Annotated in this window: 15 protein-coding genes; 12 read left to right on the forward strand and 3 right to left on the reverse strand. The window is 62.0% G+C overall.

Annotated elements, in window-relative coordinates; genetic code table 11:
• The first annotated feature begins 38 nt into the window (after window positions 1-38).
• The 4 genes from Q8R81_RS03905 (at window position 39) to Q8R81_RS03920 (ending at window position 5,139) form a co-directional block, all read left to right on the forward strand.
• Window positions 39-494 carry a GatB/YqeY domain-containing protein gene (locus Q8R81_RS03905; RefSeq protein ID WP_305616137.1) on the forward strand — a complete coding sequence of 152 codons (456 nt, stop codon included), beginning with the start codon at window positions 39-41 and terminating at the stop codon, window positions 492-494.
• A gap of 7 nt (window positions 495-501) precedes the next feature.
• On the forward strand, window positions 502-2,367 hold the full coding sequence (gene dnaG, locus Q8R81_RS03910) for a DNA primase (RefSeq protein ID WP_305616138.1): 1,866 nt from the start codon (window positions 502-504) through the stop codon (window positions 2,365-2,367).
• A 64-nt stretch (window positions 2,368-2,431) separates the two neighbouring features.
• Window positions 2,432-4,438 carry an RNA polymerase sigma factor RpoD gene (rpoD, locus tag Q8R81_RS03915; RefSeq protein WP_305616139.1) on the forward strand — a complete coding sequence of 669 codons (2,007 nt, stop codon included), beginning with the start codon at window positions 2,432-2,434 and terminating at the stop codon, window positions 4,436-4,438.
• Between the two features lie 113 nt (window positions 4,439-4,551).
• A complete protein-coding gene (locus Q8R81_RS03920; RefSeq protein WP_305616140.1) occupies window positions 4,552-5,139 on the forward strand; it encodes a DUF2059 domain-containing protein in 588 nt (195 codons plus the stop codon).
• A 12-nt stretch (window positions 5,140-5,151) separates the two neighbouring features.
• On the opposite strand, the gene Q8R81_RS03925 is transcribed toward Q8R81_RS03920, so the two are convergent.
• Together Q8R81_RS03925 and Q8R81_RS03930 are read right to left on the reverse strand one after the other, a co-directional pair.
• A complete protein-coding gene (locus Q8R81_RS03925) occupies window positions 5,152-5,607 on the reverse strand; it encodes a DUF3237 domain-containing protein (RefSeq protein WP_305616141.1) in 456 nt (151 codons plus the stop codon).
• The gene (locus Q8R81_RS03930; RefSeq protein WP_305616142.1) at window positions 5,604-6,896 is read right to left on the reverse strand and encodes a flavin-dependent oxidoreductase; all 1,293 of its coding nucleotides are present in this window, start codon (window positions 6,894-6,896) and stop codon (window positions 5,604-5,606) included. Before Q8R81_RS03930 ends, Q8R81_RS03925 begins: the two co-directional genes overlap by 4 nt.
• Window positions 6,897-7,116: 220 nt before the next feature.
• Between Q8R81_RS03930 and rpiB the strand changes: the two genes are divergently transcribed.
• From rpiB to Q8R81_RS03965, 7 genes are all read left to right on the forward strand, one after another.
• A complete protein-coding gene (gene rpiB, locus Q8R81_RS03935) occupies window positions 7,117-7,554 on the forward strand; it encodes a ribose 5-phosphate isomerase B (protein ID WP_305616143.1) in 438 nt (145 codons plus the stop codon).
• 14 nt (window positions 7,555-7,568) lie between these two features.
• Window positions 7,569-8,879, forward strand: coding sequence for a serine hydroxymethyltransferase (glyA, locus tag Q8R81_RS03940; protein ID WP_305616144.1), 1,311 nt, complete (start codon window positions 7,569-7,571; stop codon window positions 8,877-8,879).
• Between the two features lie 3 nt (window positions 8,880-8,882).
• On the forward strand, window positions 8,883-9,089 hold the full coding sequence (locus tag Q8R81_RS03945; RefSeq protein WP_305616145.1) for a hypothetical protein: 207 nt from the start codon (window positions 8,883-8,885) through the stop codon (window positions 9,087-9,089).
• 4 nt (window positions 9,090-9,093) lie between these two features.
• Entirely contained in the window at window positions 9,094-9,570 is a 477-nt protein-coding gene (gene nrdR, locus Q8R81_RS03950; RefSeq protein WP_305616146.1) for a transcriptional regulator NrdR, read from the forward strand.
• Entirely contained in the window at window positions 9,567-10,334 is a 768-nt protein-coding gene (locus Q8R81_RS03955) for an RNA methyltransferase (RefSeq protein WP_305616147.1), read from the forward strand. Before nrdR ends, Q8R81_RS03955 begins: the two co-directional genes overlap by 4 nt.
• Window positions 10,335-10,645: 311 nt before the next feature.
• On the forward strand, window positions 10,646-11,257 hold the full coding sequence (rpsD, locus tag Q8R81_RS03960) for a 30S ribosomal protein S4 (protein ID WP_305616148.1): 612 nt from the start codon (window positions 10,646-10,648) through the stop codon (window positions 11,255-11,257).
• A 146-nt stretch (window positions 11,258-11,403) separates the two neighbouring features.
• A complete protein-coding gene (locus Q8R81_RS03965; RefSeq protein WP_305616149.1) occupies window positions 11,404-11,601 on the forward strand; it encodes a hypothetical protein in 198 nt (65 codons plus the stop codon).
• On the opposite strand, the gene tgt is transcribed toward Q8R81_RS03965, so the two are convergent.
• Window positions 11,598-12,722 carry a tRNA guanosine(34) transglycosylase Tgt gene (gene tgt, locus Q8R81_RS03970; RefSeq protein ID WP_305616150.1) on the reverse strand — a complete coding sequence of 375 codons (1,125 nt, stop codon included), beginning with the start codon at window positions 12,720-12,722 and terminating at the stop codon, window positions 11,598-11,600. The genes Q8R81_RS03965 and tgt overlap by 4 nt on opposite strands.
• Window positions 12,723-12,784: 62 nt before the next feature.
• Between tgt and Q8R81_RS03975 the strand changes: the two genes are divergently transcribed.
• On the forward strand, window positions 12,785-13,441 hold the full coding sequence (locus Q8R81_RS03975) for a TSUP family transporter (RefSeq protein ID WP_305616151.1): 657 nt from the start codon (window positions 12,785-12,787) through the stop codon (window positions 13,439-13,441).
• Window positions 13,442-13,474: the final 33 nt, after the last annotated feature.

Raw genomic sequence — 13,474 nt, forward strand, 5'->3', positions numbered from 1 at the left:
GCATTTGCGGGCACCATGTTCACAGGAAATACGAAACCATGATCCGCGACACCATCAAGGCCGCGCAGATTTCTGCCATGAAATCGGGCGACAAACCCCGCCTCGCCGCTGTCCGCCTGATCCTTGCCAAGCTGAAGGACAAGGACATCGAACTGCGCACAGCCTCGACCGTGCCAGACGATGATGTGCTGGTCACCGACGTGCTGCAGAAAATGGCCAAGCAGCGCCGCGAATCGATCACGATGTTCGAACAAGGCGGACGGCAGGAACTGGCTGAGCTGGAAAAGGCCGAATTGGCGGTGATCGAGGAATTCCTGCCCCAGCAGATGGGCGAAGACGATGTGAAAGCTGCTATCGTGGCGCTGATCGCTGAAACCGGCGCTGCGGGCATGAAGGACATGGGCAAGGTTGTGGCAGCCCTGAAGGCCAAGCACGGCACCCAGCTCGATATGGGCAAGGCCAGCGGGCTGGTGAAGGCGGCGCTGGCGGGTTGATCCAGCAATGAGCCTGACCCCCCAATGGCTTGACGAACTGCGCACCCGCGTCTCCCTTTCGGGGTTGATCGGACGCAGCGTTCGCGTGACCAAGGCGGGGCGGGAGTTCAAGGCGTGTTGCCCGTTCCATAACGAAAAGACGCCCAGCTTCACGATCAACGACGAAAAGGGCTTCTACCACTGCTTCGGCTGTGGCGCGCACGGCGATGCTATCCGCTGGATGACCGACCATCAGGGTCTGCCCTTCATGGACGCGGTGAAGGAGCTGGCGGTCGAAGCCGGGATGGAAGTCCCTGCCCCCGATCCACGCGCCGCGGCCAAAGCCGAGCAGCAGAAGTCCTTGCATGACGTCATGGCGGCAGCGCAGGACTTCTTCGTGCGCTCGCTGGCCGAGGAGCGCGGCGAGCAGGCGCGCCGCTATCTCGCCTCGCGCGGGTTTCCGGCAGGCGTGGTGCGCGATTTCGGCTTCGGCTTTGCGCCAGACAGCCGCACCGCGCTGAAAGAGGCGCTGTCCGCCTTCCCTGACGACATGCTGATCGAAGCGGGCCTGCGCATCGTCGTCGAAGGCAAGGAGCCTTACGACCGCTTCCGCGGCCGTCTGATGCTCCCCATCCTCGACCCACGCGGGCGGGTGATCGCGTTCGGTGGCCGCATCCTCAGCGCAGAGAAAACAGATGCGCCAAAGTACCTGAACTCGCCCGACACGCCGCTCTTCGACAAGGGCCGCACCGTCTACAACCTCCACCGCGCCGGCCCCGCCTCGCGCCAGAACGGGCGCGTGGTGGTGGTCGAAGGCTATATGGACGTTGTCGCGCTGGCCGCAGCGGGCATTGGCGAAGCCGTCGCCCCGCTCGGCACCGCCCTCACCGAACACCAGATCGAGCGGCTGTGGCGCCTCGTAGAAACGCCCACACTCTGTTTCGATGGCGATGCCGCAGGCCAGCGCGCCGCCATGCGTGCCATCACCCGCGCCCTCCCCCTGCTCCGCCCCGGCCATTCGCTGCGGATCGCCACCTTGCCTGCGGGCATGGACCCCGATGATGTGGTAAAGGCCCAAGGCCCCGCCGCGATGGAAACCTTGCTGGACGATGCGCGCAGCCTCGTCGATGTGCTGTGGCAGGTGGAGCGCGATTCGCTTCCGCTTGCCACGCCCGAGGACAAGGCTGGCCTGAAGGCACGATTGCTGCAGCATTGCGAGACAATCGCACACCCCGACATCAAGTCGCTCTACCGCCGCGAACTGACCGAGCGCTTCGGCGAGCTCGCCTTCGCCCGCAAGGAACGCCCGCCGTTTCAGCCACGCCAGGGCGGCAGCGGCCCGCGCGGCAAAGGCCAACCGTGGAAGCCAGCCCCTCTCCCACTCGGCGCGCAGGACAAGGCCAAGATGCTGCGAATCGGCACCGGGCCAAGCACCAACCTGCTCGCCGCCGTGTTATCGGGCCTGATCCTCCACCCGCAGCATATCGTCCGCCATGCTGATTCACTGGCACGTCTTCACCCCGAAGACGCAGGCATGTGCGCCCTGATCGATGCGCTGCTCGTTCAGTCCGACAGCATGCAAGCGCTTGAAAGCGAGGCCTTGCGCACCATATTGCTGGAACGAGAGCTTCGGCTCCCGTCGGCGCAGGACTACGCCGGGATGCGATTCGGCTTTCTGGCCGGAAGCGGTGATTCGGCGGGCGACGAACTCGCCGAAGCGGTCGCCCTTCTGGTCGAGTTGCCGGCCGTGGAAGAGGCGCTAGCAGCAGCCTCAAAGCGAGCAGAAATCGATCTTTCCGACGAAAACTTCGCCGAACAACAAAGATTAGTGGCACGAAGGCTGGCATTGCTTGCCCGTTTAGGGCAGATGGGCCGTGCTCGTGCTGCGTTATAATTATAAAACAAGCGCAACCCGGGCCTGCCAAGGCCCGGCTCTCATATGGTGGTACCGGGGTTAAATGGCTTCGAACGACAAGACCGACAGCGGCGACGCTCCTCTGATCGACCTCAACGATGCATCGGTGAAGAAACTGATCGCCCGCGCCAAGCGACGCGGCATCATCACTTATGACGAACTGAACGAGGCCCTGCCGCAGGACCAGATGTCTTCCGAGCAGATCGAGGACATCATGGCCGCGATCTCGGAGATGGGCGTCAACATCGTCGAAAGCGATGAAGATGCGGTCGATCCTGAGGAAAAGGCGCAGGACGACGAGCTGGACGAAGCGGAGACGGTTGAAGACCGTCCCGATGTCATCAAGCGCAAGGAAACCATCGAGCGTACCGACGATCCGGTGCGCATGTACCTGCGTGAAATGGGCGCGGTCGAACTGCTCAGCCGCGAGGGCGAAATCGCCATCGCCAAGCGCATCGAAGCCGGTCGCGACACCATGATCATGGGCCTTTGCGAAAGCCCGATCACGTTCCACGCCATCATCCAGTGGTCCGACGCGCTGAATGCCGGTGAAATGCAGCTGCGCGAGATTCTCGATCTCGACGCGATGCTTTCCAAGGAACCGCAGCCGGAAAACCTGTCCGAGGACGGTGAAGAGACCGGCGAGCCGGAAATCAGCGAAGCCACTGCTGGGCCGACCTTCAAGGAAGAAGAAGACGTCGAGGAGGAAGCTCCGGCTGACGACGAGGACGATGAACTGCGCGAACGCCGCGCCCGTCCTGCCGAGGAAGAGGAAGAGGACAACACCCTCAGCCTCGCGCAGATGGAAGCACAGCTGAAGCCTGCCGCGCTGGAACGCTTCGCCGAAATCACTTCGCTGTTCCGCGCTTTCGAGAAGATTCAGGCCGAACGGCTCGATGCACTCGGCATAGGCAACGATTTTTCGGCGTCGAAGGAAACGCAGTACCAGAAGCTGCGCGAAGACCTGACGGCGCAAGTCGAATCCGTGCAGTTCCACGCTTCGAAAATCGAATACCTTGTCGACAATCTCTACGCCTTCAACCGCCGCCTGACCACGCTCGGCGGGCAGATGCTGCGTCTGGCAGAGCGTCACAAGGTGCCGCGCAAGGACTTCCTCGACATGTATGTCGGGCGCGAGCTGGACGACGGCTGGCTGCAGGGTCTTGCCACGCGTGACAAGAAGTGGGCTGCCTTTGCCGCCAACGAACTGGTGCCGGTTGAACGCATCCGCGCCGAAATTTCGGACATTGCATCGGCCACGGGCATGTCGCTGGGCGAGTTCCGCCGCATTGTGAACATGGTCCAGAAGGGTGAACGCGAAGCGCGTATCGCCAAGAAGGAAATGGTCGAGGCCAACCTGCGCCTCGTGATCTCGATTGCCAAGAAGTACACGAACCGTGGGCTGCAGTTCCTGGATCTCATTCAGGAAGGCAACATCGGGCTGATGAAGGCGGTCGACAAGTTCGAATACCGCCGTGGCTACAAGTTCAGCACGTACGCCACGTGGTGGATCAGGCAGGCGATCACGCGCTCCATCGCGGATCAGGCGCGGACCATCCGTATCCCGGTTCACATGATCGAAACGATCAACAAGCTGGTCCGCACAAGCCGCCAGTTCCTGCACGAGCAGGGCCGCGAACCGACGCCGGAAGAAATGGCAGAACGGCTCTCGATGCCGCTCGAAAAGGTTCGCAAGGTGATGAAGATCGCCAAGGAGCCGATCAGCCTCGAAACGCCGATCGGCGACGAGGAAGATTCGCACCTCGGCGATTTCATCGAGGACAAGAACGCGATCATCCCGGTTGACGCGGCCATTCAGGCCAACCTCAAGGAAACGGTCACCCGCGTCCTTGCCAGCCTCACCCCGCGCGAAGAACGCGTGCTGCGCATGCGCTTCGGTATCGGCATGAACACCGATCATACGCTCGAAGAAGTTGGCCAGCAGTTCTCGGTCACCCGCGAACGCATCCGTCAGATCGAAGCCAAGGCCCTGCGCAAGCTCAAGCACCCGTCGCGGTCGCGGAAGATGCGGTCGTTCCTGGATCAGTGAGATAAAACAATGTGCTCCGGATTTGAATCCGGAGCACATTAACTATTTTAAGCAACCAATATTTATTTGAACGCCAGCACTTTAAGCAACTCACTACACCGGAGTTGTTTGATATGAAAAAGGCGTATTCTGCAATTGCTCTGGCAATTTCAGTACTTTCAACTCCTGCCTTGGCTGAAGTTCGGCAATCCGTGGACACTCCGACAGCTGCTCCCAATGGAGCAAGGGCATTCGACCCGGCCAACCTTGCATTGGCTGGCAAACTGGTCGAGCTGATGTATCCCGTTTCGGATACGATCGACGATACACGCAAATCCGTGCAGATGGCGCTCGAACTTGTCGAAAATCCGACCGCTCGGACGAAGCTGAATGTCAGTTACGACACCGTACTTACGCAGATCGAACCGATCATCGTTCGAAATTTCCCAAAGATCCAGCAGGCCTACACGATGGCATATGCAGAGGAGTTCACATCCGAAGAACTCCGCGATATCATCAGTTTTGCCTCTACGCCGACAGGTCGACACTTTCTTAGGGACACGACCTTCGCTGACGGCAATACATTGGTCACCGCTGCGTCTGACGAAATGTTGTCCGAGTTGGAGCCAACCCTGTTTGAGTTTCAAAAGACCATTTGCAAACAGGCAGCAGAGCAGCGTCTTGCTGCAGGTGATAAAAAAGCCAAATGTAGCATGGCATGATGCTTGAGCCGTTCAGTCCACCCGCCAGACCGACAGATGCACCGTATTGCCCACCTTGCCACCGCGCGCGAGGAACAGCGCGCGGTTGACCCAATCGTAGGCTGGATGGCCGCTCTCAAACCGGATAGCGGTGCGCATGTAATACTCCGCTGGATCGACCTGCTCCCCACCGGCAATCCGCGCGTGGACCTCGGCTGAGGCATGGCGGATGCCCAGGCTCACCACTTCGATCACCGCGCCATCCTCAGTCTCGATGGCATAACGTGCGTCGAGATCGGCAATGCCGCCTGCCAGCACAGTCTGCCAATCCGCGCCGATGGGCAGGATGCGGCCCGAAAGCAACGGCCCCTGCGCTGTGCCGCCGACAATCGGTATGATCCGCCGCGTGCCCGCCGGGCTTTCACCCATCTCATGCGGCCGCGATAGCTCGACAACAAGGTCGGTTGCGTGAGTCAGCGCGATGGTCATGCCGGTACTTTCACCACCTTGGACCCTGCCGGAATGGTTCGCGGCGCGCCGTTCAACCGCTCCTTCGCAAAGCCTGCTGCCTGCTGATAGGCCAGCATGAACGCCCGGCGCTCGTCCGCCGGGATCACATCGTCAATGTCCTCGAACTGGCCGCCGCAGCGTTCATCGACCATGTTGAGCAGTCCGAAAGGCCCCGCCCCGCGATTGCGCATCGCCACTTGCCCGATGGAATCGCAGAACGCAGCGTCGAAATCCGCAAGCGCCGCGGCGTTCACGCCCTTGTCCAGCATGATCCGTCCGATCTGCCGCGCGTCCATGATCGCCTGCGAAGCCCCGTTGGAACCCGTCGGATACATCGGATGCGCCGCATCGCCGATCAGCGCGACAGGCCCGTCCACCCACGTGGGCAGCGGATCGCGGTCGATCATCGGGTTTTCATAGGCCACATCGGACTTCGCCAGCAGCGCAGGCAGATCGAGCCAGTCATAGACGAACCCGTCAAACTCGCGCGCAAACTCTGCCAGCTCCACCGGACGGAACCAGCCCGACTTGGTCCAGTCGTGGTCGGTGTCATAGGTCTGCTCAGCAATCCAGTTGATGTCGGCCAGACCATCGGCATCGGGGTGCGATATCGGATAGATCACCACGCGGTGGCGGCTTGTGCCCAGCCCCACGAACGAAGACCCGCTGCGGATCGGCACGCCCTTGGCCGTCCCGCGCCACATGATCGTCCCGCCCCAGTGGATCGGCGGCTGCGCTGGATGCATCTGCGCCCGCACGTTCGAATGGATGCCGTCCGCGCCAAACAGCAGCGCGCCGGACTCTTCGATCTGCTCACCCGCCGCCGTTTCGATCAGCGCGGTCACGCCGCCTTCAGCATCGTGCCTGTAGCCAGTCACCTTGTGGCCAAGCCGCACCGCATCCGGCCCAAGACGCTCCAACACCGTGTGGTAGAGCTTCATGTGGAACTCACCGCGATGCACCGCATACTGGTGCCAGTTGTATCCCGCCAGCTTGCCGCGCGGCTCGGAGTAAATTTCCCGCCCATTCAGCCCTACCAGCGCCCATTCGCGCGCAGGGATGCCCACTGCGTCCATCTCGGCCTCGCCGATTCCGAGGTCTTCCAGTTCGCGCACGGCGTTGGGTTGCAGGTTGATCCCTACGCCCAGCGGTTTCAGTTCGCGCACGCCTTCGAACACGGTGCAGGGCACGCCGATTTCGTGCAGCGTCAGCGCCAGGACAAGCCCACCGATGCCGCCACCGGCAATAAGCACATGATCACGGCGCATCTTCGCGGTCTTCCTTCAAATGCGCCCAACGCGCCAAGGCGCGCGCCTAGCGAGCCGGATGCCGCCATGCAAGCCGCGCCGCAACCGCAGGACGCTCACAACTGGTAGAATCGGCCCGAACGGGCAGTTCCTGACCGGCGATTTGCGGTGGCTTGTTGCGGTGCAAAAGACTATTGGCCCAACGAATCCTGCCAGCCAGCAACCGGACAGAACGGATCTCATGCGTATCGCCATCGCTTCCGACCACGCCGCTGTCGACCTCAAGGCCGTCTTGCGCGAATACCTGATCGAGATTGGCCACGAAGTCGCCGATCTGGGGCCGGAAACCGCTGACCGGGTCGATTACCCCGATTATGGTTACAAGCTCGCGTCCGTCGTCGCCGAAGGCATCGTCGATCGCGGCGTAGTTCTCTGCGGTTCCGGCATCGGCATTTCCATCGCCGTCAACCGCAACCCAGCCTGCCGCTGTGCGCTCGTATCAGAGCCGCTCTCTGCCGTCCTCGCCCGCGAACATAATGACGCAAACGTGATCGCGATGGGCGCGCGCCTGACCGGCGAGGATATGGCCAAGGCCTGCCTCGACGCTTTCCTTTCCACCGATTTTGCCGAAGGCCGCCACACCGGCCGCGTCGAAAAACTCTCAAATCCTGTCTGCTGAAGGAGCCAAGACCGATGACCACCGCCACCGCAGCGCCGGAAATCCGTAAAGCCGGCTTCTTTACCGAACACCTCGCCCATGCCGATGCCGAAGTCTTCGCCGCGATCCGTGGCGAACTCGGCCGCCAGCAGACCAAGATCGAACTGATCGCCAGCGAGAACATCACCAGCCTCGCCGTGCTCGAAGCCACCGGCTCGGTCTTCACCAACAAGTATGCCGAAGGCTATCCGGGCAAGCGCTACTACGGCGGCTGCGAATATGCCGACGTCGTCGAAACGCTCGCCATCGAACGCGCCAAGCAGCTGTTCGGCTGCAATTTCGCCAACGTGCAGCCCAATTCGGGCAGTCAGATGAACCAGGCTGTGTTCCTCGCGCTGCTGCAGCCGGGCGACAGCTTCATGGGACTCGATCTCAATTCGGGCGGCCACCTCACCCACGGTTCGCCTGTGAACATGAGCGGCAAGTGGTTCAAGCCGATCCCTTATGGCGTGCGCCCCGACGATCACCAGATCGACATGGACGAAGTCGCCCGCCTCGCGCGCGAGCACAAGCCCAAGCTGATCATCGCAGGCGGCACCGCCTATTCGCGAATCTGGGATTGGGAAGCGTTCCGCGCCATCGCCGATGAAGTAGGTGCATGGTTGCTGGTCGATATGTCGCACATCTCCGGCCTTGTTGCTGGTGGCGCGCACCCCTCGCCCTTCCCCCATGCTCACGTCGTCACCACCACCACGCACAAGTCGCTGCGTGGCCCGCGTTCGGGCGTGATCCTGACCAATGACGAAGATCTGGCCAAGAAGTTCAACATGGCGGTGTTCCCCGGCATGCAGGGTGGCCCGCTGGTCCACGTCATCGCGGCAAAGGCCGTCGCCTTCGGTGAAGCGCTGCGCCCCGAATTCAAGGCCTATGCCCACCAGATCGTCGCCAATGCCAAGGCGCTGGCCGAAAGCCTCAAGGACGCAGGCCTCGGCATCGTCTCGGGCGGCACCGACAACCACCTGATGCTGGTCGATCTCTCGGCCAAGGACGTGACCGGCAAGGCCGCTGAAAAGGGCCTCGATCGCGCATGGCTCACCTGCAACAAGAACGGCGTTCCTTTTGACAAGCGCTCGCCTTTCGTCACCTCGGGCATTCGCCTCGGCACGCCCGCAGGCACCACGCGCGGTTTCCGCGAGGATGAGTTCCGCACGATCGGCAAGCTGATTGCCGAAGTGGTCGACGGCCTTGCGCGCAACGGCGAAGAAGGCGATGGTCAGGTCGAACAGCGCGTTCGCGACCGTGTCGCGGAGCTTTGCGCCAAGTTCCCGATCTACCCGGAGCTATAAGCCATGAACGACCAGAACGATCTCGCCACCCGCGCCAAAGAGGAAGTCTCGGGCATGGCCAAGCAGGGCCTTGCCCATCCCTCGACCAAGCCGGTGCTTACCGGCGCGGCCATCGGAGCTGTGGCAGGCGCGCTCCTCCCGGTCGTTTCGCTTCCGCTCGGCCTCGCGGTCGGCGCAGGTTTCGCGTTCTGGCAGCGGATCAAGCGCTGACCTGATGCGGTGTCCGTTCTGTGCCCATGATAACAGTCAGGTAAAAGACAGCCGGCCGAGCGAGGACAACACCTCGATCCGCCGGCGCCGCCAGTGCGAAGGCTGCGGCGCGCGCTTCACCACGTTCGAACGCGTGCAACTGCGCGACGTTGTGGTGGCGAAAAGTGGAGATCGGCGAGAGCCGTTCGACCGGTCGAAGATTGAACAGTCAGTGTCGCTCGCCTGCCGCAAACGCCCGGTGGCGCAGGAACGGCTGGACCAGCTTGTCTCGGGCATTCAACGCCAGATCGAAACGATGGGCGATGCCGAAGTGCCGTCAAAGGCCATCGGCGAAATGGTCATGGAAGGCCTGCGCCAGCTCGATAGCGTCGCCTATATCCGCTTCGCCAGCGTCTACCGCGATTTCACCGAGGCGCGTGATTTCGAGGAATTCGCCAGCAGCGTTCAGGAAGTCGGCGTGCGCGAGGCTGGCCAGCAGTGACCGTTCCCGCATTTGCCGCACACCATCCCGTGATCGTACTGGTGCGCCCGCAACTGGGCGAAAACATCGGCAAGGCCGCCCGCGCCATGCTGAACTTCGGCCTTGCTGAACTGCGCCTCGTCTCCCCGCGCGATGGCTGGCCCAATCCTTCCGCAGGCCCTGCCGCTGCAGGGGCCGACGTTGTGCTGGAACACGCACAAGTGTTTGAAACGCTGGCCGATGCCGTCAGCGATTGCTCACACGTCTACGCCACTACCGTGCGCAAACGCGGCGTGACAAAACCAGTCCTGACGCCCGAACAGGCCGCGCAGGATATCGTCCGGGCACAGGGGCGCTGCGCCATCATCTTCGGCCCGGAACGCTCCGGGCTTGAGACAGACGATGTGGCGCTCGCCCGCGCGATCATCACCGTGCCGATCAACCCGGAATTCGGCTCGCTCAATCTGGCACAGGCGGTGATCCTGTGCGCCTACGAATGGTCAAAGCAGACCGATGGGCAAGCCGATCTGGTGCAGCCCACCGTCGAAGAGGTGCTGCCCCCTGCCCCGCAGGAGGAATTCGAGGGCATGTTCGAACAGTTCTGCGCCCTGCTGGAGCCACGCGGCTATTTCAACCCACCCGGTCGGGCCGTGTCCACCCGCCGCACCTTGCGCAGCATGATGACCAAGCCGGGCTGGAACCACCTCGAACTGCGCACTTTTCGCGGCGTCCTCAGCGTGCTGCGCCGCAAGCCAGGATCAAAGCCGGGCGATCCGCTGGAATAGGGTAGCGAATCTCACATATCGTTATCGTCACCCTGAACCGTTTCAGGGTCCATCTCTGACCATGAGCCGCCGTTTAATCGGCAAAATGGATCCTGAAACGAGTTCAGGATGACGATACCTTACCGTTGCAGGCCTCCCCACCTCACCAACCCTTGACATCGGCCTGCAACTCTGTTCTTGGCCGCGCTTCGCAATTGGCCTCGCACTCCCGGTGAAGCGGTGGCCGCATCCGAACTTTGATTTGGATGGTGCGGTTCCGGGACTAGAAGCATCGGCACGTGGCCGGTGCATTGCAAATTGAAAGGCAGCGCATGTCCAAGCGCCACGCATCCAAGTACAAAATTGACCGTCGTCTCGGTGAAAACATCTGGGGCCGTCCCAAGTCGTCGGTGAACCGCCGCTCGTATGGCCCCGGCCAGCACGGCCAGCGCCGCAAGAGCAAGGTCTCGGACTTCGGCATCCAGCTCCGCGCCAAGCAGAAGCTCAAGGGCTACTACGGCGACGTGACCGAAAAGCAGTTCAAGCGCACCTATCAGGAAGCGTCGAAGATGAAGGGCGATACCGGTCAGAACCTGATCGGCCTGCTCGAACAGCGCCTCGACATGGTCGTGTACCGCGCCAAGTTCGCGCCGACCGTGTTCTCGGCCCGCCAGATCGTTTCGCACGGCCACATCTATGTGAACGGCGTGAAGTGCAACATCGCCTCGCGTCGCGTGCGCCCCGGTGACGTGATCAGCCTGGGCAAGAAGGCCAAGGAAATGGCCCTGATCGCTGAAGCGCAGACCCTGCCTGAGCGTGAAGTTCCCGATTACGTTGCCACCGATGGCGACAAGGTCACCTTCACCCGCGTTCCGACGCTGGACGAAGTGCCTTATCCGGTAAAGATGGAACCGAATCTGGTCGTCGAATTCTATTCGCGCTGATCGGTTTCCGACCATCGAAACAAGCAAAGAGGCGGGGCGCAAGCTCCGCCTTTTTCGCGTTTGGAAACAACGTGTTATTTTGCATTTCGCTTGCCGGATTTGCGTTGTGTCGTGGAACTGAAACGCGGCTTGGCCATTGGCAGGGCATGACGCAATATCGCTTCGTTACCCCGCACCGCACTGGCAAGTGGTACCCCGATCTCCTCACCGCCCAGCAACAGGCTTTCGCCATCGGCGCGGGCTTTTATGACCAGCGGAGCGGGCTATTCTATCCCTACAAGGATACGCGGCTGGAAATCGACGGGGCGCTGGTGAACGGACCGCCTGAAGGCATCGCCGCCTAGCGCGCGAAGTAATCCCGCCGGAAATCCGCAGCAAATGCCGCAAAACGTCCTTCGCTGATCGCAGCGCGCATCCCGGCCATCAGTTGCTGGTAAAACCACAGGTTATGCTCGGTCAGCAGCATCGCCCCCAGCATCTCGCCCGACTTGTGCAAGTGATGCAGATAGGCCCTGCTATACTTGGTGCAGACCGGGCAGGGACAGCGGTCGCTCAGCGGCCCGGTACCCTCGGCATGGCGGGCATTGCGCATGTTAAGCGGCCCGTTCCACGTAAACGCCTGACCATTGCGGCCAGACCGCGTGGGCAAAACGCAGTCGAACATATCGACGCCGCGCTCCACCGCGCCCACCAGATCATCGGGCTTGCCCACGCCCATCAGATAGCGCGGGCGGTCTGCGGGCAATTGCTGCGGCGCAAAGTCCAGCGTGGCAAACATCGCCTCCTGCCCCTCGCCCACTGCCAGCCCGCCGATGGCATAGCCATCAAAGCCAACGTCGATCAGCGCATCCGCACTCGTCTTGCGCAGGCCTTCGTCCAGCGCGCCCTGCTGGATGCCGAACAGCGCAGAACTCTCGGCATGTTCGCCACCCGCGTCAAACGCATCACGGCTGCGCCGCGCCCAGCGCATCGACATTTCCATCGACTTTGCGATCACATCGCGTGGCTGATCTGCGCGCGGACATTCGTCAAAGCACATGACGATATCTGACCCCAGCAACCGCTGAATTTCCATCGAACGCTCCGGGCTGAGCAGATGCCGCGACCCGTCGAGGTGGCTGGCAAAGGTCACGCCCTCCTCGGTAATCTTGCGCAGATCGGACAGGCTCATCACCTGATAGCCACCACTGTCCGTCAGGATTGGCCGGTCCCAGCCACCGAACTTGTGCAAGCCGCCCAACCGCGCCACCCGCTCGGCACCCGGGCGCAGCATCAAATGGTAGGTGTTGCCCAGAATGATGTCCGCGCCACTTGCGCGCACGTCTTCCATCTTCATCGCCTTGACCGTCGCCGCGGTGCCCACCGGCATGAAGGCAGGTGTGCGAATGTCCCCGCGCTTCATGCGGATCGTGCCGGTGCGGGCCTTGCCGTCGGTGGCGTGGATGTCGAAGGCAAAGCGGGTCATCGTGCGGTTTCTCGGCCAAAAAGAGTGTTGCGGGCCTTAGGCGCAATCGCCATGACGCGCAAATGCCCCATTTTTTGCTGATCGACCCGGTAACGCTCGACCTTTGGTTTTATCCGGCGCTGACGCTGGTGGCGGTGCTTTCGGGCTTTATCGACGCGGTAGCTGGCGGCGGCGGGCTGGTGATGATGCCGGTGCTGCTCTCCACCCCGCTGCCCCCGCACGTTGTGTTGGGCACCAACAAGATCCAGTCGATGTGCGGCACCGGCATGGCGACGTGGCGCTATCACAAGGCCGGCTTGTTCAGCTTCCGCAAAAGCGCGCCGACGGCGGCGGTGGTCTTCGTTGGTGCGATGGCAGGATCGGTGGCAATTCAGCGACTTAGCGCCGATATTCTTAAACTGGTCGTCCCCGTGTTGCTGATCGCCGTCGCACTCTACACCGTGCTGTCACGCGGCATGACCGACGAGGATCGCCACGCCCACCTCTCCGAAAGCGGCTACATGCCGGTCGGCGCGGGCGTTGCGTTCTATGACGGGTTCTTTGGTCCCGGCGCGGGGCAGTTCTTTGCCACCACGCTTGTCGGCCTGCGCGGACTGGGACTGACCCGGGCGACGGGGCTGACGAAGTACCTCAATGTCACCAGCAACGTGGCCAGCGTGATCGTGTTCTCCATCGGCGGTCAGGCGATGTGGGTGTTGGGTTTGTGCATGGCGTGTTGAGTTGCACTGAGAAGTGACCCGGGATTTTCATTG

It is taken from the genome of Novosphingobium sp., from assembly GCF_030696665.1.
Taxonomy (GTDB): Bacteria; Pseudomonadota; Alphaproteobacteria; order Sphingomonadales; family Sphingomonadaceae; genus Novosphingobium.

Excerpts from the sequence above, each read along its gene's own strand:
- Q8R81_RS03905 (WP_305616137.1), top strand. The coding sequence starts at position 39 with ATGATCCGCGACACCATCAAGGCCGCGCAGATTTCTGCCATGAAATCG.
- Q8R81_RS03930 (WP_305616142.1), bottom strand. The coding sequence starts at position 6,896 with ATGCGCCGTGATCATGTGCTTATTGCCGGTGGCGGCATCGGTGGGCTT.
- tgt (WP_305616150.1), bottom strand. The coding sequence starts at position 12,722 with ATGACCCGCTTTGCCTTCGACATCCACGCCACCGACGGCAAGGCCCGC.
- rpoD (WP_305616139.1), top strand. The coding sequence starts at position 2,432 with ATGGCTTCGAACGACAAGACCGACAGCGGCGACGCTCCTCTGATCGAC.
- Q8R81_RS03975 (WP_305616151.1), top strand. The coding sequence starts at position 12,785 with ATGCCCCATTTTTTGCTGATCGACCCGGTAACGCTCGACCTTTGGTTT.
- Q8R81_RS03925 (WP_305616141.1), bottom strand. The coding sequence starts at position 5,607 with ATGACCATCGCGCTGACTCACGCAACCGACCTTGTTGTCGAGCTATCG.
- Q8R81_RS03965 (WP_305616149.1), top strand. The coding sequence starts at position 11,404 with ATGACGCAATATCGCTTCGTTACCCCGCACCGCACTGGCAAGTGGTAC.
- dnaG (WP_305616138.1), top strand. The coding sequence starts at position 502 with ATGAGCCTGACCCCCCAATGGCTTGACGAACTGCGCACCCGCGTCTCC.
- Q8R81_RS03945 (WP_305616145.1), top strand. The coding sequence starts at position 8,883 with ATGAACGACCAGAACGATCTCGCCACCCGCGCCAAAGAGGAAGTCTCG.
- rpiB (WP_305616143.1), top strand. The coding sequence starts at position 7,117 with ATGCGTATCGCCATCGCTTCCGACCACGCCGCTGTCGACCTCAAGGCC.
- nrdR (WP_305616146.1), top strand. The coding sequence starts at position 9,094 with ATGCGGTGTCCGTTCTGTGCCCATGATAACAGTCAGGTAAAAGACAGC.
- glyA (WP_305616144.1), top strand. The coding sequence starts at position 7,569 with ATGACCACCGCCACCGCAGCGCCGGAAATCCGTAAAGCCGGCTTCTTT.
- rpsD (WP_305616148.1), top strand. The coding sequence starts at position 10,646 with ATGTCCAAGCGCCACGCATCCAAGTACAAAATTGACCGTCGTCTCGGT.
- Q8R81_RS03920 (WP_305616140.1), top strand. The coding sequence starts at position 4,552 with ATGAAAAAGGCGTATTCTGCAATTGCTCTGGCAATTTCAGTACTTTCA.